At 37.0% G+C, this 25,235-nt stretch carries 22 protein-coding genes; 4 read left to right on the top strand and 18 right to left on the bottom strand.

The features are described from left to right. Positions 1–19: 19 nt before the first annotated feature. The 6 genes from rihC to H9I37_RS03450 all read right to left on the bottom strand — a co-directional run bounded on the left by rihC (position 20) and on the right by H9I37_RS03450 (position 7,572). Positions 20–937, bottom strand: coding sequence for a ribonucleoside hydrolase RihC (rihC, locus tag H9I37_RS03475; RefSeq protein WP_187381089.1), 918 nt, complete (start codon positions 935–937; stop codon positions 20–22). Between the two features lies 1 nt (position 938). Next, complete coding sequence (locus tag H9I37_RS03470; RefSeq protein WP_187381088.1) at positions 939–1,370, bottom strand: GNAT family N-acetyltransferase; 432 nt, start codon at positions 1,368–1,370, stop codon at positions 939–941. A gap of 257 nt (positions 1,371–1,627) precedes the next feature. Then, positions 1,628–2,665 (bottom strand): type I glyceraldehyde-3-phosphate dehydrogenase, encoded by a 1,038-nt coding sequence (gene gap / locus H9I37_RS03465; RefSeq protein ID WP_187381087.1) that lies wholly within the window; start codon positions 2,663–2,665, stop codon positions 1,628–1,630. Positions 2,666–2,762: 97 nt separating this feature from the next. Beyond that, positions 2,763–3,398 carry a hypothetical protein gene (locus H9I37_RS03460; protein ID WP_187382512.1) on the bottom strand — a complete coding sequence of 212 codons (636 nt, stop codon included), beginning with the start codon at positions 3,396–3,398 and terminating at the stop codon, positions 2,763–2,765. A 42-nt stretch (positions 3,399–3,440) separates the two neighbouring features. Then, positions 3,441–6,188, bottom strand: coding sequence for a valine--tRNA ligase (locus H9I37_RS03455; protein ID WP_187381086.1), 2,748 nt, complete (start codon positions 6,186–6,188; stop codon positions 3,441–3,443). A gap of 211 nt (positions 6,189–6,399) precedes the next feature. Next, the gene (locus H9I37_RS03450; protein WP_187381085.1) at positions 6,400–7,572 is read right to left on the bottom strand and encodes an FtsH/Yme1/Tma family ATP-dependent metallopeptidase; all 1,173 of its coding nucleotides are present in this window, start codon (positions 7,570–7,572) and stop codon (positions 6,400–6,402) included. Between the two features lie 83 nt (positions 7,573–7,655). Here H9I37_RS03450 and H9I37_RS03445 point away from each other — a divergent pair, with 83 nt between their 5' ends. Then, positions 7,656–9,356, top strand: a complete 1,701-nt coding sequence (locus H9I37_RS03445; protein WP_187381084.1) for a SulP family inorganic anion transporter — start codon at positions 7,656–7,658, stop codon at positions 9,354–9,356. Between the two features lie 26 nt (positions 9,357–9,382). On the opposite strand, the gene H9I37_RS03440 is transcribed toward H9I37_RS03445, so the two are convergent. Continuing rightward, a complete protein-coding gene (locus tag H9I37_RS03440) occupies positions 9,383–11,401 on the bottom strand; it encodes a type I restriction endonuclease subunit R, EcoR124 family (RefSeq protein WP_187381083.1) in 2,019 nt (672 codons plus the stop codon). A gap of 104 nt (positions 11,402–11,505) precedes the next feature. Between H9I37_RS03440 and H9I37_RS03435 the strand changes: the two genes are divergently transcribed. Further along, complete coding sequence (locus tag H9I37_RS03435; RefSeq protein ID WP_187381082.1) at positions 11,506–12,327, top strand: EFR1 family ferrodoxin; 822 nt, start codon at positions 11,506–11,508, stop codon at positions 12,325–12,327. Positions 12,328–12,462: 135 nt separating this feature from the next. Here the strand turns inward: H9I37_RS03435 and H9I37_RS03430 are convergent, their stop codons facing one another. After that, positions 12,463–12,792, bottom strand: coding sequence for a hypothetical protein (locus tag H9I37_RS03430; RefSeq protein ID WP_370586890.1), 330 nt, complete (start codon positions 12,790–12,792; stop codon positions 12,463–12,465). Between the two features lie 28 nt (positions 12,793–12,820). Next, positions 12,821–13,345 carry an AAA family ATPase gene (locus tag H9I37_RS03425; RefSeq protein WP_255422475.1) on the bottom strand — a complete coding sequence of 175 codons (525 nt, stop codon included), beginning with the start codon at positions 13,343–13,345 and terminating at the stop codon, positions 12,821–12,823. 864 nt (positions 13,346–14,209) lie between these two features. On the opposite strand from H9I37_RS03425, the gene H9I37_RS03420 reads away from it, so the two are divergent. Both H9I37_RS03420 and H9I37_RS03415 read left to right on the top strand, forming a co-directional pair. Continuing rightward, positions 14,210–14,578, top strand: coding sequence for an early set domain-containing protein (locus H9I37_RS03420; RefSeq protein WP_187381081.1), 369 nt, complete (start codon positions 14,210–14,212; stop codon positions 14,576–14,578). 845 nt (positions 14,579–15,423) lie between these two features. Beyond that, on the top strand, positions 15,424–17,679 hold the full coding sequence (locus H9I37_RS03415) for a glycogen-binding domain-containing protein (protein ID WP_187381080.1): 2,256 nt from the start codon (positions 15,424–15,426) through the stop codon (positions 17,677–17,679). A gap of 881 nt (positions 17,680–18,560) precedes the next feature. Here H9I37_RS03415 and H9I37_RS03410 read toward each other — a convergent pair. From H9I37_RS03410 to H9I37_RS03370, 9 genes are all read right to left on the bottom strand, one after another. Beyond that, on the bottom strand, positions 18,561–19,151 hold the full coding sequence (locus tag H9I37_RS03410) for a hypothetical protein (RefSeq protein ID WP_187381079.1): 591 nt from the start codon (positions 19,149–19,151) through the stop codon (positions 18,561–18,563). Between the two features lie 275 nt (positions 19,152–19,426). Next, positions 19,427–19,669: a hypothetical protein gene (locus H9I37_RS03405; RefSeq protein WP_187381078.1), complete on the bottom strand. Its 243-nt coding sequence runs from the start codon at positions 19,667–19,669 to the stop codon at positions 19,427–19,429. A gap of 138 nt (positions 19,670–19,807) precedes the next feature. Next, on the bottom strand, positions 19,808–21,097 hold the full coding sequence (locus H9I37_RS03400; protein WP_187381077.1) for a hypothetical protein: 1,290 nt from the start codon (positions 21,095–21,097) through the stop codon (positions 19,808–19,810). Positions 21,098–21,212: 115 nt separating this feature from the next. Beyond that, complete coding sequence (locus H9I37_RS03395) at positions 21,213–21,590, bottom strand: toxin-antitoxin system HicB family antitoxin (protein ID WP_187381076.1); 378 nt, start codon at positions 21,588–21,590, stop codon at positions 21,213–21,215. Positions 21,591–21,798: 208 nt separating this feature from the next. Further along, a complete protein-coding gene (locus tag H9I37_RS03390) occupies positions 21,799–22,011 on the bottom strand; it encodes a toxin HicA (protein WP_187381075.1) in 213 nt (70 codons plus the stop codon). 136 nt (positions 22,012–22,147) lie between these two features. After that, on the bottom strand, positions 22,148–22,723 hold the full coding sequence (locus H9I37_RS03385) for a histidine phosphatase family protein (protein WP_187381074.1): 576 nt from the start codon (positions 22,721–22,723) through the stop codon (positions 22,148–22,150). 98 nt (positions 22,724–22,821) lie between these two features. Continuing rightward, the gene (locus H9I37_RS03380) at positions 22,822–23,490 is read right to left on the bottom strand and encodes a hypothetical protein (RefSeq protein ID WP_187381073.1); all 669 of its coding nucleotides are present in this window, start codon (positions 23,488–23,490) and stop codon (positions 22,822–22,824) included. Further along, positions 23,490–24,812: an MATE family Na+-driven efflux transporter gene (locus tag H9I37_RS03375; RefSeq protein WP_255422474.1), complete on the bottom strand. Its 1,323-nt coding sequence runs from the start codon at positions 24,810–24,812 to the stop codon at positions 23,490–23,492. Before H9I37_RS03375 ends, H9I37_RS03380 begins: the two co-directional genes overlap by 1 nt. A gap of 11 nt (positions 24,813–24,823) precedes the next feature. Then, positions 24,824–25,174, bottom strand: coding sequence for a hypothetical protein (locus H9I37_RS03370; RefSeq protein WP_187381072.1), 351 nt, complete (start codon positions 25,172–25,174; stop codon positions 24,824–24,826). Positions 25,175–25,235 lie beyond the last annotated feature (61 nt).

Below are 25,235 nucleotides of genomic sequence, written 5' to 3'. Positions count from 1 at the left end.
ATAAAACCTCCTTAATGTATTATATGCATTTAGATAAAGATTCTATAAACCATTTACGGAATTCGACAGAATCTATATCAGTACAAACAGTTGTATTTGCATCTCTATGCAAATATCCTTTTAAATCCACAACCGAACAGCCGGCTGTTAAACTTCCTGACAACTCAATATCAACAAACACATCAGCAGTCTTAAACATATCCGGACGCAAAACATATGCTACTGCACATGCATCATACATCCTTAAACCGGTAGCAAAGGTGCCGCTTCTGTATTTCTTAAAAAGAGCATGAACCATGTGTCCGGTTTTTCCCATCGAAAGCAACTGTTCCGTATTTTCCGGTAAAACAGTAGCTTGCCAGCCGACGTCTAACCCGGTCATAACCAAAGGAATTCCTGAATCAAACACCATCTTTGCGGCATGAGGGTCGGTTGCAAAATTGAATTCTGACATAACGCCTTTATTACCACGTGTGATGGAACCGCCCATCATAACTATACGAGAAATATGCGGCTTTACCTCAGGATGCAGCGCAAAAAGCAATGCAAGATTTGTCAACGGTCCAATTGCGATAATACTGATTTCTTTTTCCGCCATAATTACTTCATACATTTTGGATACCGCATGTTCACTGCATAAAAGAGACATGTCAGGTTCCGGAAAATCAAAACCATCCATTCCACTTTGACCGTGCACATTCGAAGCATCAATGAACGGGGCAATAAAAGGCTTTTTTGCACCCTGAGCTACAGGTACCCTCTTTCCCCAGAATGTCATCAGACGCAACGCATTGGCTGTCACTTTTTCAACAGAAACATTTCCGGCAACTGTCGTAATCAGCTTAACATCCATTGAATCGCTAAACAAAGCAATAGCCAAAGCTACGGCATCGTCAATACCCGGATCCGTATCAATAATAAATTTTTCTTTACCCATTTTACCTCCTGTCAGGCTGGATATATTGAACCATTCCGCTTCCGAAATCTTTATTCGGACGGATAATAAAGCCGTATTTTTCATAGAAATGTTCCCGTGAAGGCGTAGACATAAGCCCTACATACGCATTAGGCGCACAAACAGACTTTATATAATCCATTACATCGCTCATAAGCATATCACCTATCCCCTGCCCCTGATACACAGGATCAACAACAACATCTTTTATAAAAAACGCGATTCTTTTATCGCCTATAACACGTGCCATACCTACCGGCTCAGCACCTATTTTTGCAATCACTGAATAAAGTGTATGAGACAAGGCTTGAGCAACATCTTCAGCTTCATAATGCATAAAGCCGACTTTATCCCTAAGCGATATAAAAACAGGTATAGTTAATCCGTTTTTTTCCAAACATATTCCGCTTGCCATAATACACCTACATAAGGAAAATACTTTCGGAAAACGTTTTCCTTATATGTATAGAATATATCAGGAATTTTGATCTGTCAAACATTTATTTATATTTTTATAAGAAAGAAAAGATGAAATCGTATGTAAAAGATATCTCGATGAATCAGAAAAGCAGTGAAGGGAGCAACGCTCTGCTGCACAAAACTTACAGACGGAGTCTATAAAAAAAAGACACCCGGAATATCCCGAGTGTCTTCATATCAAGTCAAATTAACTTAGCAGTTTTCTGAGAAGTATTTGATTGTTCTTACCATCTGTGAAGTGTAAGAGTTTTCGTTGTCGTACCATGAAACAACTTCAACCTGATAAAGGTCATCGCCTACTTTAGAAACCATTGTCTGTGTTGCATCGAACAATGAGCCGTAGCGCATACCGATTATATCAGAAGATACGATTTCTTCTTCATTGTAACCGAAAGATTCTGTTACAGCAGCTTTCATTGCAGCATTGATAGAATCTTTAGTCACTTCTTTGTTTGTCTTGATTACAGCGAACAACAATGTTGTTGAACCTGTAGGTGTTGGAACACGCTGTGCAGAACCGATCAATTTTCCATTCAATTCAGGAATTACAAGACCGATAGCCTTTGCAGCACCTGTTGAGTTTGGAACAATATTGCAAGCACCTGCACGTGAACGGCGGAGGTCACCTTTGCGCTGTGGTCCGTCCAAAATCATTTGGTCACCAGTGTACGCGTGGATTGTAGACATGATACCTGACTGAATTGGAGCAAAGTCGTTCAAAGCTTTAGCCATTGGAGCCAAACAGTTAGTTGTACAAGAAGCGGCAGAAATGATGTTGTCATTCTTTGTCAAAGTTTTATGGTTTACGTTATAAACGATTGTCGGAAGATCGTTTCCAGCTGGTGCGGAAATTACAACTTTGCGAGCACCGGCTTTGATGTGAGCTTCTGACTTTTCTTTTGATGTATAGAAACCTGTACATTCAAGAACAACGTCTACTTTGTTAGCTGCCCATGGACAGTTAGCTGCATCTTTTTCAGCGTAAATTTTAATTTCTTTTCCATCAACGATAATAGAATTATCTGTAGCAGAAACTGTGTGTTTTCCTTCTCCGATGCGGCCGCAGAATCCACCCTGTGCTGTATCATATTTCAAAAGGTGAGCAAGCATTGCCGGGCTTGTCAAATCGTTGATAGCAACAACTTCATATCCTTTTGCGTCAAACATCTGACGGAAAGCCAAACGACCGATACGGCCGAAACCATTAATAGCAACTCTAACATCTGCCATAGTATATCTCCTAAAATTTAGATTAAAAATCGTATCTATAAAATAATGAATTTATTAAAAATAGTCTATAGCGATAAAAGTTGCAAAATTGTAAAGCTCACGAATTTTTGTTTTTGCCATTTGGTTTTTCACTCGACGTATCTTTATGCCTGACATCAAAATATCCGCCATCTTCGAGATACCGTCTGCGAGTGATTATGAGATTTATGAGCTCCTGATACATGTTAAAATCGACTTCTATAGCCATTGGAAGTATAAAAAACTCAGTTTCATCACAATACCGTTCGATAAATGCGGGATCTGTCACGTAGCCGAGTGAAATCATATTGCTGATTCTGTCTGCACATTTGAGAACTTTAGCTTTTTGGCTGCCGGTGTCGAGGATGCGGCGTAAAAACTGTTTTTTATCTTCAGTGTCGCGGCGTGTGACTTCGAGCACAAGTTTTAGAACATCAGGTCCTTGAGCGTCTATATTTTCAATTAAGTTTTTGTCAAAACCAGGGATATCTTCCACTGTGTCGTGAACTACAGAAGCTTTTAAAAGGATTGGATCTATGTAACCGTAATCAATCAAAATAGCGAGCGTATCCATCTGATGACGGAACATATTTCCGCCTGCATGGCGCGCTTTGCCGATAAGACCTGTTGCAAGCTGCATATAAGGAGCAAGTGAAATGTCTTTCAGCTGCTGCATGTGCTGTGCATCCATTTTAGAAGAACGTTCAACTTTCATCTGATAGTGCGGTTTTGACATTTATCTGCCTCCTTAAAAATACTATTTAAGCTCGCTTATGTATCCCTGAAGCGTAGAGATTCTTCTTAAGCTCTCTGATAATCTTTGTTTTTCTTCTTCGACGAGTTCTGCCGGAGCGTGTTTTGCAAAATTTCCGCTGAGTTTGTTTTCACTCATCTTTGCATAGCCCTGCTCTTTTTCCATTGTTTTTTGGAAGCGGGCAAGGAGCTGTTCTTTATCTATGCTTTCGTCTACGAGGATGAACGATTCAAAACCTGTCCCCACAGTTCCAATAGAAGATGCCGGTTTTATTTCAACAAAGTCGATTTTTGCTACACCTGCAAGCAGCTGAATCATCTCTACCTTTTCACGGCAAACTTCTGCCGCACTTCCTTTTGTGATTTTAATTGCGATGTTGATTTTTGCAGCAGGGTCAATTCCGCAGTCAACGCGTAAAGCTCTAACTTTTCCAATCAGGTCTTTGAGAACTTCAAACCGCTTTTCTATCTCTGCATTTTCTCTTTCATCGCAATTATTTGGATAAGGAGCGTTTATAAGCATTCCAGAATATTCGCTGTCAGATAAAATTTTATGCGCTTCTGATTTTTTTCTGTTGGCGGCAATTTCTGCGAGCGGCAATTTTGAGTAAATTTCTTCTGTGACGAATGGAAGATATGGATGAAGAAGTCTTAAATTTTCTTCAAGGATGTTCAACAAAACAGTTGCCTGACGATTTTTTTCTCTATCATCACCATTTTTAAAATTGATTTTTGTCGCTTCAACGTACCAATCACAAAATTCGTTCCAGAAATATTCCATCAGTGCTGAAGCGGCATCGTTATAACGGTACGACTCGAGCGCTTCCCTTACAATTCTTGCACAATAATTCAAGCGGCTGTAAATCCATTTATCGAGCTCTGTAAGGTCAGAATCATTTACAACTATCAGCTCGCGCCCTTCAAGGTTGCCAAGAAGATATCGCGAAGCGTTCCAAACTTTGTTGCAAAAACGTGAACCTAGTTTAAACGAATCTTTATCGATTAAAATGTCCTGCCCTTGCGCACACATAAATCCGAGTGTGAACTTGAGAGCATCTGCCCCGTACATGTCGATGATTTCGAGCGGATCCATTCCGTTTCCAAGAGATTTTGACATCTTGCGTCCCTGTTTATCGCGAACAAGTCCGTGAATGTAAATGTCGTGGAACGGTACTTTTCCTGTAAATTCGAGACCTGCCATAATCATACGGCTGACCCAAAAAAAGATGATATCGTAAGCAGTGACAAGGGCTGTTGTAGGATAGAACGTTTTCAAATCTTCAGTATTTTCAGGCCAACCGAGCGTTGAGAAAGGCCATAGCCATGATGAAAACCACGTATCAAGTACATCAGGATCTTGAGTGAGATGACTTGAATCTGCACCACATTTTGGACAACAAGTGGGGTCTTCTCGGCTGACGATTGTCTCGCCGCAATCACAATACCATGCAGGAATGCGATGCCCCCACCAGATTTGGCGGCTTACACACCAATCGCGGATATTCTCGAGCCAGTTTTTATACGTGTTTTCCCATTTTTGAGGAAAGAATTTAATCTCTCCGTTTTTCCACGCTGCGAGCGCTTTTTCTGCCATCGGTTTCATTTTTACAAACCACTGTGCAGACAGATACGGCTCTACAACAGTTTTACAGCGGTAACAATGACCAACCGAGTGAACCATTTTTTCTTCGCCCTTAAAAAGTCCAGCCGCCTCAAGATCTTCAATCACAAGTTTTCGAGCAGCTTCGGGTTTTAATCCACGGTATTTTTCCGGAACATTTTCGTTCATACGTCCGTCAGGAGTCAAAAGATTGACAACTTCAAGGTTGTGTCGTTTTCCAACTTCCCAGTCGTTCGGGTCATGCGCCGGCGTTATTTTTACCATACCGGTTCCGAATTCCATATCTACATATTCATCTGCGATGATTGGAATTTCTTTACCTGTCAAAGGGAGTTTCAGCATTTTTCCGACAATATTTGCGTAACGTTTATCGCCGGGATTTACGGCAACTGCTGTGTCCCCAAAAAAAGTTTCTGGACGAGTTGTAGCAACTTCAATTCTACCGCTTCCATCTGCATATTCGTAATAGATGTGATACATTGCGCCTTGAGTATCTTCATGGTCAACTTCATCATCAGCGAGAGCAGTTCCACAGCGCGGACACCAGTTTACAAGGCGCTGACCTTTGTACATAAGTCCGCGTTCATACAGCGTGACAAAAACATCGCGAACAGCTTTGCTCAAACCTTCGTCATAAGTAAAGCGCTCGCGTTCCCAATCTGTTGAATTTCCAAGTTTTTTCTGCTGTTTTACGATTATATTGTGATGGTTGTTTTTAACTTCCCACGTGCGTTCGAGAAATTTTTCGCGTCCTAAATCGTTTCGTGAAAGACCTTCTTTTTTGAGCTGACGTTCAACAACGTTTTGCGTAGCGATGCCGGCATGGTCAGTTCCTGTAACCCAAAGAGTGTTGTCTCCTTTCATTCGGTGATAACGCACTACGATATCCTGAAGAGTGTTGTTCAACCCGTGTCCCATGTGGAGGACGCCCGTTACGTTTGGAGGAGGAATAACGACCGAATAAGTATCAGGCTTTTTGTTGCAATCTGCACATCGACATTTAAATTGTTCGTGAATTGGTGAACATTCATCGCTTGCAGGTTTAAAATACCCTTTGCTTTCCCAGTCGTTGTAGATACGATCCTCAAAAGACTTAGGCTCGTACGCTTTTTCAAGTTCAATCGCTTTCATTTATTCCTCTTTTTTGCCGCCCCAAACTTGCGGTATATTTTAAATATTGTTGAAAATTATAATAAATTTTTGGGGCATTATCAACGCACTGTAAAAACTGAAAAAAGATTGTCGACACGTACTTCAAAAACTGCAAAAACAGCGATATCGTAAAATGCCACCGTTTGTAAACTTGATTTTGCAAAACCGTTTTTTTATCTGTGAATCAAATTTACAGCTCGGAAATTGCACGCCGCACGTCGTCAAGCACAAATTCTGATTTACTATTTTGATTTGCGATAAGAGCGGCTCTGTTCAAAACACTTTCAATTTTCGCACAAGAAAATCCTTCAAACATTTTATCGAGTACTTCGGTTGTACATTCAGATGACTGATTTTTTTCTCGCGTATACATTTTTATCAGCTGCTTTCGGGCGTTTGAGTCAGGATATGGGACTGTGAGTTTTGCGTCAAAACGGCCAGGTCTGATAAGAGCAGGATCCAATGCTTTTGTACTGTTTGTCGCAGCAATCACAAGGACTCCGTTTGTCGGTTCAAAACCGTCGAGCTCATTTAAAAGCGCCGTGACAATTCGAGTATTTTCCGTCTCAATAGCAGACCCACTATAATTTCTGACAGTTCCGATTCCGTCAAATTCATCTATAAAAACGATGCACGGAGAACGGAGCCGAGCTTTTCTAAAAAGAAGCTTTACTTTCATCGGACCAATCGCCATGAACATGCTTTCAAAATCAGTCGCTTTTGCCGGAATAAAGTTGACTTTCGCTTCGCCTGCAAGAGCTTTTGCAAACAGAGTTTTTCCGTTTCCCGGTTCTCCCTCAAGTAAAATTCCTTTCGGCATTCTGATTCCTTTTTTTGCATATTCCGCCGGATTTTTCATGATTTCCATCACTTGAACCATATCTTTTTTAAGTTTTTCCATTCCGACTACGTCGTCAAATTTTACGCCTGTCTTGTGCAACACCTTAAAAGAGTTTGGACTGATAAATTTCCGAAACACAGTCAGAATCAGAAAAAAGAAGAAAATATAGAAAAAAGCATCAAAAATTGTCGAAACAATTTGAGTTCCATTTTGTTCTGTTGTAACTTCAACATTTTGTTTTAAGAGCACTTCTTTCAATGATGGAGATGACGGATTTTCTGTCTGATATTTTTTTGCTCTGCCTCCAAAAAGTGAATCATCTAGAGGCTGATTCCGTTTTGTAAAGATTATCGAGTTTTCTTTGAACACGGCGGTTTTAATATTATCGGATTCGACTTCGGAATAAAATTCTTTGTAAGGAACTTTTTCTGCGCGATTGAAAATATAATCGTATGTAAAATATGCGGCAGTTCCCACCAAAATGATGATAAAAAAGGATATAAAGATTTTGCGATTTTTCATATTTACAATGTAATAAAAAACAGGCTGTATGTCATCTAAAGCCTACTTGCAAATATCCCTGAAAAATATCATTATTTTACATTATGTTCAAACCTGTTCTGATAAACACAATCAAAGCTTATAGCGCAAAGTCATTTTTCTCAGATTTAATTGCCGGTGTCATCGTTGGAATAGTTGCCTTACCGTTGGCAATCGCTTTTGCTATTGCGTCAGGAGTGAACCCTGCGGCAGGAATTTTCACTGCTATCGTTGCCGGGTTTTGTATTTCTGCCTTCGGTGGAAGCCGCGTTCAGATTGGAGGACCTACAGGCGCATTTGCGGTTATAGTCTACGGAGTTGTAAACCAATACGGGCTTTCCGGGCTTGCGACGGCAACAGTCATGGCAGGCATTCTTTTGATTTTGCTCGGTGCGTTTAAGATGGGTGGTCTTGTAAAATTTATTCCATATACTATCGTGACGGGATTTACAGCAGGAATAGCTGTCACAATAGCGGCAGGGCAAATTGGAGATTTCTTTGGTCTTAAACCTGATTTTTCTATTCCGATGACAATTCTCGGTGAAGAATATTCAAAAATGCCAGGGGAAGTTTTGCCGAAGATGATTGTATACATAAAATCGGCAGCGTCTGTCAATTTGTATTCATTTTCAATGTCTGCCGTTTGCCTCGTATTCATCTTTATCTGGGCAAAATTCATAAAAAATATTCCCGGAAGTTTTGTCGTAATCATCGCCGCAACAATCGTAAGCATAATATTAGACAAAACTTGTGGACTTAAGACAGATACAATCGGAACTTTTGCAGACGGAACAGTTCATTACATAATCCCGAACACGCTCCCAATTCCAAAGTTCCCTGACTTCAGCCCTAAGACAATCACGACGCTTTTTCCGACGGCAATTTCTATAACAGTTCTTGCCGCAGTCGAATCACTTTTATCTGCCGTAGTTGCAGATGGCATGACCGGATATAAACACGATTCAGATACGGAATTGATTGCACAGGGAATTGCAAATATCGCTTCACCAATCTTTGGAGGCATTCCGGCAACAGGAGCAATTGCACGCACCGCTACAAATATCAAAAACGGAGGGCGTACACCGATTGCAGGAATCTTTCATGCAATCACGCTTATGCTGATTTTGTTGTTCGCAGGTAAATATGCGGCATACATTCCGATGTCAGCACTCGCCGCAGTTTTGATCAGTGTCGCATGGAATATGGCAGGATTCCCATCTATCCGCTCACTTTTGAAAGGACAAAAATCAGATATATGTGTTTTTTCTGTGACATTCCTCATCACTGTGCTTGTTGACCTGACAGTTGCTATTGAAATCGGTCTAGGGTTTGCCGCATTCTTTTTCATCAAAAAGATGATTGATTTGTCGAATATTCAAAATCACAACGAAACAATCACTGATGGAATAAAAAAAGATCATCCATCTGAAAATCTGGACATTCCATCCGACACGATTGTTTACGAAATTGAAGGTCCTTTATTTTTTGGTACAGTCCGCAAGTTTGAAATAGCTACAGAGCGCGCCGGAACAAACTGCAAATTCCTTGTTCTGCGGATGAGAAACACAATTTACCTCGATGCAGGCGGGATTCGGGCACTTGAACAGGCAAAAGCCGCATGCGACCGCAAGGGAATCACAATCGTCATTTCCGGGATTTTAACTCAGCCGTATATGCTCCTTGAAAAGACAGGCATGGCAGATAAAATCGGCAGAGAAAACATCTTTGAAAATATAACAGATGCGTTAAACCGTTGTAGAAAATAACCACTGACAGAGTGCTACGCCATCTGTCAGATAGTTCCGCCGATTCCTTTGAACTTTTCGACGAAAGCAGAGAGTTTTCGGAATACGTTGTGCTTTTTTGTTAAATACTGTGGGTTGAGCGGGCTGAGCTTCGGCAGAACGGCATTCAAATCTGTTCCGTTTTCACTTGCATACTCTCGTTTTAACGAAGCTTGTATATATCGTTTTGCAGCTTCTTCATTGAGAGATTCTTCGGCTATCAAGGCGGCAGCTTCTTCCGCTTGCTTTTTCTGTGCATAGACAAAAAAGGCTTCGATGATTCCTGCCCTGTCTTCAATCAGAGCAAAATCAGTTTCATTGATAAAATCGACTATCAAAGTCTCTTTTGCTCTATTGTCAATGCTCGCCCTGATTATGCGGCGCACTTCATCTACCAATGTTGTTTTATCTTTAGTTCTCTTATGGCGGTCAAAAATAAGTTCAAGAATATAGTCGAGATCTATCTCTTGCGATTTAAGCAAATCAACTTCAAAGACCACGTCGTCCCAATCGATTTTTGTGTTTTCAGAGTTATCGCCATCCCTTTCGCGTCTAAGCCAATCTCTAATATCGTTATACGTTGAACGATAATCCTGCACTGCGCGTTCGGTCAACACGTCAATGTCTTGCATCTGCGCAAGCGCATTATCAAACGCTTCATCAGTTAAAAAGTATCGCTCTTTAAATGCGCTGACTGCAGCACTGTCTTTAGCATCAAGGGCATGAAGTGCTTTAAGCCGGTCAAATTCGTCATAATTTTGTAAAACATTTTCAATACGCAGATATTCACCGAACAGCTGTACAAATGCTTTTTTGTCAGCTTCGGTTGCTATTTCATCAGGACGAGGAAACTGTTTTTTCAATTCCTTGACGACTTCGACATATCCCCTGCGAACTTCGCCGGTTATTATGTCTGTAAAACCTTGTAGATATTCTTTATAGCTTTTTTCGAGCACTACGTTTTTTGTATTTTTATCGCCGAAGAGCGTAATGGCATCTATTGCAGCCTGCTCCAAATCTCTGAATGTAACGATGTTGCCGAACTTCTTGGTCGAGTCATATATGCGGTTTGTTCGTGAAAACGCCTGTATCAGCCCGTGATAGCGCAAACGCTTATCAACAAAAAGGGTGTTCAGCGTAGGCGCATCAAAACCGGTAAGGAACATACCGACTACAATCAACAAGTCAACTTCTTTATTCTTCACTTTTTTTGCCAAATCGCGGTAGTAGTTTTGAAATTCCTTGCTGTCTATCCCGAACGTCGTATTAAACATTTTGTTATAATCATCAATAGCCCTTGCTAAAAACTCTTTGGCGCTCTGATTCATCGCAGAGGGGTCAAAATTCTCTTCACTGATATCACCGATTGCGTTTTGTTCCTCATTAGGAGCAAAAGAAAATATCGTCGCTATCTTGAGCGGTTTTTCACTCGCCTTTTGAAGCTCTTTCAATTCCTGATAGAAAAGCTTAGCCGATTCAACGCTGCTGACGGCAAACATCGCATTAAAACCTTTATTGCTTCCTTGCATGCGATGGGTTTTTATTCTGAAATTCTGTAAGATGTATTGAGCGATTGCTTTTATACGATCGGGATGCAATAGGAGTTGTTTTTCTTCAGCTGCACTGATTTTTGCTTCGTCCAGTTCTGTTTCCAACGCTTTGAACGCAGGGCGCACATCGTTATAGTCAACTTTGAACTTCAAAACCTTTTCATCGCGGATTGCATCGGTGATAACATACGAATGCAGCTCGTAGCCGAACACGCTTGCAGTAGTCTCCGCCCCAAGCGCATTTTCCTTAAAGATAGGTGTCCCGGTAAATCCGAATTGATAGTACTTTTTGAATTTTTTTCGTAAGTTCTTCTGTGCTTCGCCGAATTGCGAGCGATGGCACTCATCGAAGATAAAGACTACCTGCTGCCCATAGACAGGCAGATTGCTTTCGCTTTTCATCAGATTAATCAAATTATCTATTATGCTTACCAAAACACGAAAAGCTCTTCTATCATTTTTTTGAACGGTTAACATAAAAGTGCGGTCAGAAAAAAAATCAAAGACAAAAAGAAACGGAAAAATACATCAGCGATAACTGAAAGTTTTATTCCGATGTATTATAATTGCCCATAATGAATATGCCTACGGATAAAATTAAACTTGCTACCTTTTACTTTTCACCTACGGGAACAACAAAAAAAGTCATTGATTATATTGTCAAAGGAATTGAAGGGGACATAATATGTACTACGGATTTGACTAAGCGATACAATAGAGAAAAAACACCTGATGAAAGTTTTGCGGATGCGGCTCTGATAATCATAGGAGCTCCGGCATACGGAGGGTTCTTATATAAGGAATTTAGAAACTACATAAAAAACTTGGATTTTCAAGGAAAATGTATAATTGCAGTCATACTATACGGCAATGCATCACCGGTGTTTGCTACCAGAGAAATGATATCTATAATAAAAAAGGGTAACGGAAAACTGCTCGGGTACGGAGAATTTGTCGGGGAGCATTCATATTCCGGAAAAGATATTCCGGTTGCGAAAGGCAGACCCGATAATGATGATTTACAAAAAGCAATACAGTTTGGAAGGTCTGTAAGGGATAGATTATTAAATACGGAAATTTGGCATTTTTATAATAAGGTAAGCGTATTTGATAAAATTATAAATTTTGTCGCAGATAAAAAACCGGTACATACGGGGAAAAGGATGTTTACTATTCCGCATACAGATAACGAAAAATGTATCCGATGTTTCAAATGTATAAAAGTATGCCCCAAGAATTGTATAAGTACGGATATGACAACCGATAAAAATGAATGTATTGTGTGCATGGCATGTGTTAAAATCTGCCCGACGGGGGCAAGAGAAGCCTATCCTAAAAATATAATATTTAAATTAGGTTTACATAGTATAAATAAAAGAAAACATGAATCCCGATTTTTCTAATCAAAGCGGAACGAGAAAATCGCCCTAGTAAAAAACTTTTTTTGAAAATTATATGTCAATCGCGCCTTCCGTATTTACTCACATAAAAATCTAACCGAAACGATTCACGTTACTCACGTAAAAATCTAACCGTAGCTATGACGGTTGTACCGCCATTGAAATAAGCTTATGTTGCAGTTGTTGTGTTTTTTCAAGCAGCAGCTGCAAATCCAAACTGTCCTTACTTCGTCTCAGTTCCTCTTTTTCAGCAGGGCTCAGATCCTTGCTTTTCATAAGTCTGCGGTAAGGAGTCTTAGCTTCATCATATTTCTTTATAACCTTTGCGTCTATTCGTTCCTTTGCAATAATCTTCATCGAAGGAAAAAAGAAGTTAACGAGCTTATTATAGTGTTCATACAGTTCCGCCATAACGGTACGAGCATCTTCCCCTTCAAAGCGGTAGTAGCCGGCAATGCGTCTTACCACTCTGTCGTTTTTCTGTTCAACAAAACAGTTATCCTTCCTTATCAATATTATTTCCTTTTTGCCTATTATTTGCTAAATCAGAAATATAGTCCTTTAACTTATCATCTTTTAACAAAGATAAAAATACAGAGTTCCTAGTTGCAATGCCAAATTTTGCTTTTAATACAGTTATTAATGAGGCATATAAATTTCGAAATCCTGTATCTAATTGTTCTTTCAGTTGATATTCTTTTTTTATGTTATCCCCGAGTATAAAATATTCAGTTGAGCCTTGTATTATATTTCTTCCATTTTGGTCGTGAATTATATGCGCAAAAGGTTCATCCTTGCTTGTATATCTTATGTTGTTAAATTCAATATCAAACTCATAATTTTCAGCATTTTCCAGAACTAAAGATAAACTTGTTTTCCCTGCTCCATTTGGACCATATATTACGGCAATTTTATTATTGCTAAATTCTATTTCATTATTTTTGATAAGAGCTTCATATTCCGCACAAAAAATATTTTCTTTTTTAATTTGGATATTTTCATCATATTTTATATTCTCCATAACAATAGCACAGCAAACCAGCCACATAGCTAACTTATAACATGCATTTGAGTTTGTCCACAATGTCAGGATAAACGATAGTTAACAACTTCCCCATTACTAGCATATTAATAATCAAATATATGCGAATCTGTTATTTTAAGAAAAGTCTGTTTTGATACATTAAGAACGTCACTTGTCTCAATTAATTCTTTAGTTTCAAACCCATAAATTGCCTGAATAACTTCTTTATTTTTACCAAAAAAACTATTTTGTGTAGTCCAAAATCGCATATTAATAACACACTCAAAATAACAATTGAAATACATATATTGCCGCTTGAAACCGTTATAAACCTACAAAAATAAATTTTACCACACAGATAGTATACGCCTTTACTGAAGCATTGAATGCCGCTTTCGGGATACGCGAAACTTACAGAATATGCGAAAAGAAGAAGTGGAGAAACTGTTTGGGCTTATGTGATAAATTTGCAGTGCGGAAGTTTACGAGTTTTTTAGCTTTGCGTGTTTGTACGATTCGATTTGTTTAAAATAACTTTTAGGTCGAATTTCGATTTTTTTACCGTGATTTTTTTGTACAGTTGTTATAATTTTTTGTTTTTTTTGATAATAATCGACAAAATCTTGTAACTATTTTTCTTGACATAAAAAAAACTCGCTGTAAAATTATATAACGTAAGTAGAATAGATCTGTAAAAGGAACTTGCTGCGATTGGAAAAAGTTATCTCGGTCGATATCCGTGTTCGGGTTTGCATTCTTACTTGAAAACAGATGTTTGCGTTGCCGAAAACTACCTTTCAACCTCCGTATGTTCTTTTGAATTTTCTGTCCTTTTACATATTACATAATTTGGAGGATAAGATGAAAAAATTATTTGCTTTCATCTCGGTTTCACTGATTGCTGCGGCAGCGATGTTTGCAGAAGTAACAGTGAAAAAGCTTGATAATGGAAAGTTGGAAGTAACATTCTTTTATGGAAATCCACGTGCAACTGAAGTTCTTCTTGCAGGAGATTTTACATCTTGGCAGGACGGTGCTTTGCCTATGACAAAGACCAAAAAAGGTTTTACACTTACAAAAGTTTTTGATGCAGGAACGACTTTAAAGTACAAATTTATTTCCGACGGAAACTGGACTACTGACCTTCGTGCACCGGATTTTGTCGATGACGGGTTCGGCGGAAAGAACAGTCTTGCAGAGCTTGATTCGCTTGTCGGCCGCAAGCGATGACGGTACAAAGGAATTTCTAAAGCCTTTTTTGCGGTAATATGCCGATAGAATCATGTATTGTTCATCACCTTTGACGACCGCTTTAATGCGGTCAATCATGCCTTTCATCTCGGCTTGACCCGCCCGCTCTTTTTCTTGGTTGCCTTCCGCCATATTGTACAGCGGAAGGCAACCAAAATTAATGCCGACACTCAAAATAACAATTGAAATACATATATTGCCACTTGAAACCGTTATAAACCTACAAAAATAAATTTTACCACACAGATAGTATACGCCTTTACTGAAGCATTGAATGCCGCTTTCGGGATACGCGAAACTTTTGGTCTTAGAAGGAGTTGAACCTTCCAGAATCAGACCAGTGCTAACAAGCCTTTATCTAATCCGTTAAGACCTTAATTAAAAAAAAAGACCTTCATGGAAGACTGAACAGAAGGTTCTATTAACATTTATACTGCTAAAACAAACTGAACAATCAATAGGAAATGGCACTAATACATCTCTTTTCTGATTGTTTCAATATAAAATTAGCGCCTTAAGAGTATCAAAAAAAAACGAACTTTTAATGAATTCCCCATGAGACGAATATATACCGAATTGTTTATATTGTAACTATTTTTCTTGACATAAAAAAAACTCGCTGTAAAATTATATAACGTAAGTAGAATAGATCTGTAAAAGGAACTTGCTGCGATTGGAAAAAGTTATCTGCGGTCGATATCCGTGTTCGGGTTTGCATTCTTACTTGAAAACAGATGTTTGCGTTGCCGAAAACTACCTTTCAACCCCCGTATGTTCTTTTGAATTTTCTGTCCTTTTACATATTACATAATTTGGAGGATAAGATGAAAAAATTATTTGCTTTCATCTCGGTTTCACTGATTGCCGCAGCAGCGATGTTTGCAGAAGTAACAGTGAAAAAGCTTGATGGTGGAAAGTTGGAAGTAACATTCTTCTACGAAAATCCACGTGCAACTGAAGTTCTTCTTGCAGGAGATTTTACATCTTGGCAGGCCGGTGCTTTGCCTATGACAAAGACCGATAAGGGCTTTACACTTACAAAAGTTTTCGATTCGGGAACGACTTTAAAGTACAAATTTATTTCCGACGGAAACTGGACAACTGACCCTAGTGCACCGGATTTGATCGATGACGGGTTCGGTGGAAAGAACGGTCTTGCAGAGCTTGATTCGCTTGTCGTTGGCAGTGATGACGGTGCAAAGAAATTTCCCAACGTGAAATTTTCATCATGGACTATGCTTGGTTCACAGGCAAAGTTTAGCACTCAGAAATCAGGTGATGCTACAAAAAAAGAAACGAAAGTTGAAAATGTTGCATTAGGATTTAAATCCTACAACAAATTGACCGGTGATCTTACCGGCAATATGCCGTTTTACATTGAAATTGCAACTTCTGAAAAAGATTATGAAGACGCAAATGTAAAACTGTATGATCGCAATAACAATAAAGAACAAAACGTGGAGCTTTTTAAGAAGTCAATCGGACACCTTCTTTCAGATCCTGTAACTTATTTGGCAGATGGACATACACCCGATGCTTGGAATGAAAATCCGTTCCTCGGTCATTTAAAGTTCGGCTGGAATACACCTTATGTAAATTATACAACCGGATATGTTTATGCAAAACTTCCTTCTCGTTCCGAGATTACATGGGCTACTATAGCCGATAACTGGGATGCCGGTTACAAGCACATAGGCGGTTTTAGCTTATTTGAAAACGGCGCAAAATTGCAGCAAATAGGCGACAACACACTCAAAGTAGGTATTAACCTTAACAAATCTGCTGACCGCAAGGGCGAGAACTATGGTTCATATGCTTTTGCAACATTTGATACCGGAGCATGGAAATTCGATGCTCAGTGGAATACAATGTACGGAAAAGACTACCAGTTCTTCCAGCCGGTAGAAAACGATATTATTCTGGGTGCTAAAGGTAAAATTTCCGTTGTTTCACTTGCAGTTCAGGGACTTATTGCAATTCATAATAAGAGTACCGAAGATTTACTTGGTGCGGATTATGCTCATGCGGGTGATTGGTGGAAAGCTGCAGATTACTTCGGTTATTCAACGGATGTTTTCTATCGTTCCGGCAAATTTGATGGAATTGAAAATATTGCTGCTAACGTTAAAGCAGGATATAAAAACGATATGTTTAGTGTAGATGCCGAATACCGTTTGCGCGGTATGGAAGCTTCCATGCTTTATGTACGCAATAACCATGATGATGCAGATTTGCGCTTAAGAGATATGCTCGGTAACCCTAACAGCCAGAGCCTTACACTTAAGTTCGGCGCAAAACCGATGGATGCACTTTCTATCGGATTAAAAGCAACCATGGACACGGAACTGAAGCATTACGATATCTCAAAAACTTCCGATGCTGACTTCCTTAGTAAAGTAAAGCATTGTTGGGCTAACGGTTATGCAAACGGATGGGAGGAGGCTGTGCTATATGATAAAGCAGGTGCAGAATTCGGATTCGATCCTTCTGTAACATATCAGCTTACTGATTTGTTAGGCTTTAAGTCTTCTGTAAATGCCTATGCAAAAACTAAATACGCTGCTTATAGAGCTATTGGTGAGAGCAAAGATAAAAAATACGGAGCTTCCGACAGCAAATTCTTGTTCAATTATGCAGGAATCGCTTTCAATGCAGAAAACTTGAATGATACGATAAGCGGTTTGGATGTTTATTACGGTCTTGATAATTCAAATAGCGAATTGTTGTTCAATACTTTAATTGCACAAGTCAAATTGCCTTACGATATTACGGTTTCCGGCGGTATCGGAATACGTTCTATAAAGGGTACGGCTGCAGGTAAAAATTTCAAGAACACTAAAAAGGATGAATTGAATCCGTTTGGAATTGCTTTAGGCGTTGCTAAAAAGCTTTCAGTTATCAAGTCTCCTATAGTATATGCACAGTTTGCATGGAACATGGATATCTACAAGGGCTTTGGTGAAGGTCAGGATGCGTTGAATCTTAACGGTGCCAATCTTGGAGGTTACGGCTATACAGCTGCTGTTGATAAATACAATGGAGCCGGAGCTCTTCGCGTAGGTATGCGTTGGGATTTCTAAATTATAATCTTAACATAGATTGATTTAGTTTAAAAAACGGCACCGAAATTTTCGGTGCCGTTTTTTTTTATTTAATTGGATGCATTTTAGTCAAACACCATTTTTTTATGCATTTAAGTGTTTGTATACCGTTTTGCTTTACCAATTGCGCATATTCCATAAGTTTCGCATAACCAAAGAGTGGCGTACAGTGCTTCAACAACGGCGCGTTCTTACACTTGTTAATGAAAATCATTAAGGCTCAAGTCTCATCATGCTAAGATAGATAAGCGCATCTGGGCATTATCCTATTTTTACAGAAGGGAACCGTAATGAGATTCTATCTTAAATGAACGTTCTCAGAAGGAACTGTGATGTTTCTGCGTGCAAATGAAAAGGGCAGAAATAGCATTAAAAACTTGTTTCCCGATACGGCAAGGCAAAGTCAATAAATCTGATTGCACACAAACTTGGTCGTACGGTCTACTACCGGCGAGTCGTATGAAAAATGTGAATTTTATGCTGCATGACAGCCTAGCACTTTCTGAACTTCATGCCATGCCTTCCTTAACGGTGAATAGACTCCGTTTTGGACCTTTTTATATATTTAGTTTTGATTTGAAATAACAAAACAGTCTGTCCATGTTTTGTCCTGCTTATATAACTATCGGAGCTTTTGCTACCACCTAATTCTTGCTACAGACTTTACAGGTACCGATGAAATTCTTCAGTACCTTTTTTGTTGGCTGACTACATGTGTTCGATTCAGGATGATTTTCCTGGAATCCGCTTTGAATAACGGTTCAGTTTTGTTTTTTTATTTTGAAAAACAGTTCTAAGTTGTACTTTTTTTAGAATTAGTATTGACAACTCGGAACCTTATATGTGTTAGACGTTAAATTTTATTTTCTTCCACCATTCAATAAACAAAATAATGGAAAATAAATCTTTTTCAAAGCAATTCCTATTAAAGTTCCAATAAATATTGTTAAAAAAGCAGCTAATAAAAATTGGACTAAACACAATATTCCGTGAAGTGGAGTTATTCTCTGTGTAATTTTATTTATAGCAGTGCCCAAAATTGGTGTATGTATTGCATACAAGAAAAAAGAATACCCAGACATATAATTTAATTTTGAATATATTTTGTTGGTTTTTACAAAATACAAAGAAAGTTTTAAAAAAAATAAGCATGAAATTATTGTTGATATTAAACCGAAACTGTATTCTCCAGCACAAATTGTATTAAATACAACGACAGATACCAATAAAATCAAATATTCATAAATTTTAATTTTATCTGCAATTTTGAAAAAATCTATTTTGTATTTTGCACAATAGTAATCTGAAGCATAAAAAAACAATGCAGAAGAAGAAACTGTAAAAAATAAAGGAATACCTTTCAATGCTGCAACAGAAATAAAAATAAGCATGAAACCACTAAATTTATCACATAAAAACTTCAAAATTGGGGACAAAACTATAAAAATCATTAACTCTCTCAAAAAACAAAACTGATATACTAATGGAGTTTTTAAGCTGATGATAAATCATGATAGGTAAAGACTTTTAACAAATCAATACCTTTCCAATTTTTTACAATATTTATCGGATTTTGGAAAAATAATGCAGTATAGGGAATTGATTGTACTATATAATACAAAATTATTGTTATACCTGTCCAAATAATGTAAGGAAGAAAAATTGACTTACTTCTTTTTTTTAATAATATCTTATATTTATCATTCTGAAAATTGCAAGAATGATGTCAAAAAGAAGAAAAGCAGCACTGCAGTCCGCCTAAAGTATCACAAATAGAATTTCTTACAACCTCAATCCAATAAAGTTGAACAAAATCGTAATGGTAATAATTTATTGCATCATCAGGTTTCAAATTTGCATGTATAAATACAACTAAAACTATCAACAAATAACGCAAACTTGTAATTCTTTTTGAAGTCTCTACTGAAACTATTTGTACAGGATTTTCTTTTCGACTAACCGCTTCCATATTTTCCTCCTTAAATTTTATTTCAGTCGAAAATATGAAATACCCGGCTCTTACAAATCAGCGCCCCTCAGGATTATGGGTATAACATTCGCTTAACCTGCATTTGCGGCTTGTCCGCAATGTCAGGTTAAGCGGGTGTTAGATGTTTTTACTTTGCAATATTTTTTGAAATTCTAATTCTTTAGTATCATCAACAAGCAGCTGTAAAATATTTTTTTGAGGATAACTTTCAGAACATTTACCTAATGCAATTGTACCTAAAGTTCTTAATCTTCTTATTTTTGAAGGTGTTTTTATTCGTTGTTTTAATATATCACTTGTTTTTAATGTAGAGATGAAAGAGTCAATCATTCTATCATTAAACGCCTCGAACATATCAGGAATATAACAAGCCGCACCATTTGCATAAAAATCTGTTCGTGCCCATTGAAGTGAACTTCCAACTGTACCAACATATGTATGTGTTATAGCAGAAACATAATCATCAATTAGCTCTTCTGGAATTATATCAGCATATACAGATAATTTTCTAACCATTTCATTTTCAAGCGACCAGTTATCTAAATTAACTTTTAAATTCTTTATGAGGGGTTCCAATAAATATTTTTTAGCGTTTAATGATAAATATATATTAGCATGTACTAAATTTATAAAATTAAAAGCTCTCTGTGTTTTTAACAAATTTCCTTTAGGATATTCTTGATCAACTCTCCTAGTAATTTGAATTTTTATATCTTTACTTATTACTTTCCATAATAAAGGTGATAGGAATTCTATATTTGATGAAAGAATACTGCTTACATCAGGCGAAATATATATTGAAAATAAACGACTTAATAATTCATTTTTATAATTTTCAGGTAAATCATTTAAAGCATTTGCAATGCTAATTTCATTTCTATCATAATTTTCAGTTTTTAATGTATCAATATATTCATCAATGTCGATTATTTTTACAGGATATTCCTCATTCAAAACATATTTTATACAATCATCAATTACGGAAAGAACTTTTATAATAGACGGGTCACTACTTTTAGGATGACCATAAAAAATATGTCTAGCCTCTTTTGATTGTTTCAGCAATTTATATGCTTCCCATCCAATTACACCAATTTTATAAGCACCCTCAATTAACTGATCATCATTTACATAATTTAAAAAATCATCATATGTTTTTATTTCATGTCCTATATTAATTTCTTTATTGAATAAATTCAAACTCCTAAAAATTATCTTATTTCTTAAATCATCAACAACTGCATTCCAAAAAGAACCAATTGCACTTCTATAGCCTCCAGCAGGTAAGACTCTTAAAGCCTCTTGAATATAAGGATTATCTTGCATATCTGATCGAACTTGTAACACTGCTCTTTGAATTAACGGTGTAATATCATTATTTGAAATTGTTGGTAATTCTTCTGACATTTTTTTGTCTCCTACGTTTTCCACTGCTGTGCAGTGTGCATCTAACATCGTTTTAAACCGCAACAACGGCTTGAGCGGTTTGTCGGCTTTGAAAACGGTGTTGTACGAATACAGCTTATTTTTTCGTAAATACACCATGTTCTTTTTTTGAATTCTTTGCAAGAAGATATACACAATATTGGTTCATACTTACACCTTCCTTTTTAGAATCTTCGGCAAGAGTCTTGTGCAAAGATTTTGGAATACGTAGTTTGAATTGACCGGAATAAGAATCGGCACTTTCTGGCTCTGCAATTTCAATATTTTCTTCAATGGCAGCCAAAAGCCACTCTTTTTTTGCATTTTCTGCATTATTAACTGCATCAGAAATTGTTGAACCGCAAGTTATACAACCCGGAAGATCTGGATATGAGGCTACAAAACCTGCTTCTTCTGAATCCGGAATAATTTCCAGTTTATATGGCATTTTCATATATTCATCAATTGTTTTCATATCAGTCCTCCTTTCCCTTGTGCTCCTCTTCAGATTCTACAACCTCTTTTACCATTCTTACATAAATCATTTTTATCAGTTCATTTAAAATAAGCATTTGAAAAGATTTTCAAATCTTGAAAGTGCTTATTTTCCGCCGTTTCGTAATAAAATGAGAAACGGCATACAATAAGCGATGTTTGCCGGTAGGCAAACTCGGTAGTGTTTTTCAGCCGCACTGCTTAACGGATGAAAATAAACGTTCATGTTTTGGGATGGTAATCGGATTACAACCATCTTTTCGAAAAGTATAATGACTGCTTCCTCGGTTTGGTTGTGTCATTCTATAGCCGTAACTTTGTAGCACTTTCTTGAGTTCTGTAAAACGCATATCTTTATCAAGAGATAGTATTTTAGCCAGCAGTTTTTCCCATTGAGCCATAATCTCATTATAAGTGGCGTTGTATATGGTGTCAAGAAAGGTATGTTTTTAGAAAGATTAAAACACAACATATTCTCCAAAGCGTAAAATTCGATTCCATTTTTTAAGCAGATTTAGCTTACTGGAAAAATAATGCTTATCCCTTATATTCTTTTTTTATATGGAATAATTCTTCTTTTGATAAAAAAACATTTCCATCAAATTCCATTTTTACAATGTACGGCATAAAATCAATTATTCGCATAAAACTGTCTCCATTAAAACTTGAATCATAATAATTGAATATACTACTTAAAGCCGTTCCATGCGTTCCTATGACTATATTTTTATCCGCATATTTTTGAAGAATTTCATTCAATGCCTCAATATTTCTTTTTTGTACAGCATCAATAGATTCTCCATCATCTTCTGCAAAACAAAGATTTTCCCACCGTTTTTTGAACATTTCGTGATTATTACTATCTTTTCCTGCTTTGCGTTCACGTAATCTTTCATCAGTTTCAATCGTTTTGTTATAAAACTCTGCGGCTTTTTTTACTGAATCAAAACTTCTTTTGTATGGACTAGAAATAAATACATCAATTTTTTTATCTTTTAACATTTCCATTACTTTATATGAATCAGAAATTCCTTCATCTGTCAAAGGTCTGTTTCGCTCATCAATTACTTTCCCATCAGGCTTGCAATGCCTTACAAAATATACTGTCGTCATTATTTCTCCTAAAAATAACCACGCCAATGGCGTGTGCGTATAACATCGTTTTAAACCGCAAACGGGCTCAGTCACGTTTGTCGGCTTTGAAAACGGTGTTATGTGTTTATAAACTCTTTTACTTCATTTCTCCAACTACACCAAAAATGATTTCTTGCCCCCCAAATGATCATTCCTTCAAGCATCATTGGCCATTTATTGTTAATAAAATCATCTTTAATTTTTCCAAAATCAAATAAATATGCATAAAGAATTGCCATTTGAAAATCATGGGTACAGAATAAATCTACTGTATTTTCTACATTACCGTTATCAAAAATATAATCAAGCATGATATTACTTGCTTTACCTAATGAATTAAATCCAGGAAGCGCACCATTATTTAATTCATATATAATTCTTGCATTTTCAAACTGATAGTCCTTAAATATTTTATCGCTCAATTCTCTATCGCTCACTTGCGGAAGTTCCAATTCATTTTTAGCCTGATTTATCGGTCGTGTATAGCCGCATCCATTTAATATTTCTTCACATGTTTGAATATTTCTTTCACATGAACTTGAACCCACAAAACCAATACGATAGTCGATATTTCGTCCAAAACTCCTCGCAAATTCAATTCCTTCATTTGTCAATATCGCCTTTCTGATATCACCTAAATCAATACTCTCACGAATTGAATGCCTAAATATAATTTTGCAATTAGCATTATTTGGAATTTTGGCAGCTCCTTTTTCCATGTGTTCATATATTGATGTTAATTTCATTACTCAACCTCAAAAATATTGATTTTCTTTTTCTTCAATAAATATGCAAAAGCTCCGCCTGAAACAATACTGTCAAAAGCATTTCCGACACCGAATAATAATGCAATACTCATTAATGTCGGTGTCCATTTACCTGCAAGATACAAAGCAAATGCTATCCCATAATAAATTGAATTGGTAACTATTGATTCAAAAAGCATATAATTTGTTTTTCCAAGTCCGTAAAACTCGCAATCAAATACATTTTGCAATGCGTACAATACATAAAAGCCAAGAAGCACCATAACAAGGTTATATAATTTATCAACATCAGAAAATTGCAGCACATTTGCCATAAATCCTTTCCAACCGGGGATTGTTATAAACCAAACAAGACAGACTATCGCTGTAACTGCAAAATATCCAAGCGTATTATTTTTTATCGCCTTTTCATCTGTACTAACTTCCTGCTTTATCAATTCTCCCAGTTGGTTAATCGGCAATAGCAACCATCCCCAGATAAAACTATTTGCAACCCAATAAGTACCCTGTTCATTTACCATATTAACCATACGGCTTATCATAAGCATATAAGCAATATTTCTTACAAAGGATTCCAAACCTGAAATACCGCCAATTTTTACAAATTCTTTTGCCCATGTAAATGAAAGTTTCTCTTTATTGAAAATCTTATATCCTTCTTTTGAAAGCAGAACCACAGATACTGCGAACAAAATTATGTTTACGATTATATTACTATAGCCGATTCCATTTACTCCAAGATTTGCAGATATGTTCAATGTAGAAACCAAAAATGTGTCAAAAACTATGCTTAATATTAATTTTGCGGCGGTAAGGATATAAACATATCGTGATTTTCCAAGTGTTATCAAACAGATAAGTATAAAATTACTTAAAAGTATAAAAATATTTGCTATGCTTTCTATTCTGATATAAATAACAGACTCTGAAATTATATCCTTGCTTGTAGCCATTATAGATAAAAGCGGATTAGTAAAACCTATTATAAAAATAGAACAAACTGCATAAACGGAAAATGAAATGATTAGTCCGGTCTTGATACGGTTTGTATAATCATTTTTATTATTTATCGCTTTTCCCATAAAAAAGTACAAAGGGAGAATAATTGCTTCATCTAAAATTTCATAAAGCAAGTTTACCCACGAAAGTTGACCGGCTATTGAAAACACCCAATCGCCTGGCAGTTGTCCTAAAAAAAAGACGCGTAAAGTTGTGTAAATTGTTGGACACAACCCCATCACAAGTAAAGAAATAAATAATTTCCAATTCAAATTCTTTAATGATCTTCGAATTTTGTTCATTTCAAAATCTCCTAATACTGGTTATGTGTTAAATGATATTCATTACATTGATCACAATGATAAACAAAAAGTTCTATTCCTTTTTCATCAAAAATTATTTCCGCTCTCCTTTTAGCCGCTTCATAAGTCGGATAGGCTTGTTTTGTTCTACCGTTAGAATCAAGGCAATAACTTTTATGATTAGGCGTTTGACGTTCTTTTGGTGAAAGGTGCCAGTAACCACATCGTGAGCATTTATAGCTTACGTGTTCATTTCCATGTTGTCTTTTCACATATTCAATAGCTTCTTGAGCTTCATATTCAGATTCATAAGTCTTTAAGGGTGAACCATCTTTTTTCTTGCAAATATCACTATCAAACATTTGTCCTCCCAAACTGCTGCCCAAAGGGCAGTACACATAACAATGGGTTGTACCGCAGCGG

It is taken from the genome of Treponema sp. Marseille-Q3903 (assembly GCF_014334335.1).
Classification (GTDB): domain Bacteria; phylum Spirochaetota; class Spirochaetia; order Treponematales; family Treponemataceae; genus Treponema_D.
This window is presented reverse-complemented; position numbering and strand designations above follow the sequence as displayed.

What these genes read in the sequence shown, in the direction of transcription:
- rihC (WP_187381089.1), bottom strand. Translation starts at nt 937, where the DNA reads ATGGGTAAAGAAAAATTTATTATTGATACGGATCCGGGTATTGACGAT.
- H9I37_RS03470 (WP_187381088.1), bottom strand. Translation starts at nt 1,370, where the DNA reads ATGGCAAGCGGAATATGTTTGGAAAAAAACGGATTAACTATACCTGTT.
- gap (WP_187381087.1), bottom strand. Translation starts at nt 2,665, where the DNA reads ATGGCAGATGTTAGAGTTGCTATTAATGGTTTCGGCCGTATCGGTCGT.
- H9I37_RS03460 (WP_187382512.1), bottom strand. Translation starts at nt 3,398, where the DNA reads ATGAAAGTTGAACGTTCTTCTAAAATGGATGCACAGCACATGCAGCAG.
- H9I37_RS03455 (WP_187381086.1), bottom strand. Translation starts at nt 6,188, where the DNA reads ATGAAAGCGATTGAACTTGAAAAAGCGTACGAGCCTAAGTCTTTTGAG.
- H9I37_RS03450 (WP_187381085.1), bottom strand. Translation starts at nt 7,572, where the DNA reads ATGAAAAATCGCAAAATCTTTATATCCTTTTTTATCATCATTTTGGTG.
- H9I37_RS03445 (WP_187381084.1), top strand. Translation starts at nt 7,656, where the DNA reads ATGTTCAAACCTGTTCTGATAAACACAATCAAAGCTTATAGCGCAAAG.
- H9I37_RS03440 (WP_187381083.1), bottom strand. Translation starts at nt 11,401, where the DNA reads ATGTTAACCGTTCAAAAAAATGATAGAAGAGCTTTTCGTGTTTTGGTA.
- H9I37_RS03435 (WP_187381082.1), top strand. Translation starts at nt 11,506, where the DNA reads ATGCCTACGGATAAAATTAAACTTGCTACCTTTTACTTTTCACCTACG.
- H9I37_RS03425 (WP_255422475.1), bottom strand. Translation starts at nt 13,345, where the DNA reads ATGGAGAATATAAAATATGATGAAAATATCCAAATTAAAAAAGAAAAT.
- H9I37_RS03420 (WP_187381081.1), top strand. Translation starts at nt 14,210, where the DNA reads ATGAAAAAATTATTTGCTTTCATCTCGGTTTCACTGATTGCTGCGGCA.
- H9I37_RS03415 (WP_187381080.1), top strand. Translation starts at nt 15,424, where the DNA reads ATGAAAAAATTATTTGCTTTCATCTCGGTTTCACTGATTGCCGCAGCA.
- H9I37_RS03410 (WP_187381079.1), bottom strand. Translation starts at nt 19,151, where the DNA reads ATGATTTTTATAGTTTTGTCCCCAATTTTGAAGTTTTTATGTGATAAA.
- H9I37_RS03405 (WP_187381078.1), bottom strand. Translation starts at nt 19,669, where the DNA reads ATGGAAGCGGTTAGTCGAAAAGAAAATCCTGTACAAATAGTTTCAGTA.
- H9I37_RS03400 (WP_187381077.1), bottom strand. Translation starts at nt 21,097, where the DNA reads ATGTCAGAAGAATTACCAACAATTTCAAATAATGATATTACACCGTTA.
- H9I37_RS03395 (WP_187381076.1), bottom strand. Translation starts at nt 21,590, where the DNA reads ATGAAAACAATTGATGAATATATGAAAATGCCATATAAACTGGAAATT.
- H9I37_RS03390 (WP_187381075.1), bottom strand. Translation starts at nt 22,011, where the DNA reads ATGGCTCAATGGGAAAAACTGCTGGCTAAAATACTATCTCTTGATAAA.
- H9I37_RS03385 (WP_187381074.1), bottom strand. Translation starts at nt 22,723, where the DNA reads ATGACGACAGTATATTTTGTAAGGCATTGCAAGCCTGATGGGAAAGTA.
- H9I37_RS03380 (WP_187381073.1), bottom strand. Translation starts at nt 23,490, where the DNA reads ATGAAATTAACATCAATATATGAACACATGGAAAAAGGAGCTGCCAAA.
- H9I37_RS03375 (WP_255422474.1), bottom strand. Translation starts at nt 24,812, where the DNA reads ATGAACAAAATTCGAAGATCATTAAAGAATTTGAATTGGAAATTATTT.
- H9I37_RS03370 (WP_187381072.1), bottom strand. Translation starts at nt 25,174, where the DNA reads ATGTTTGATAGTGATATTTGCAAGAAAAAAGATGGTTCACCCTTAAAG.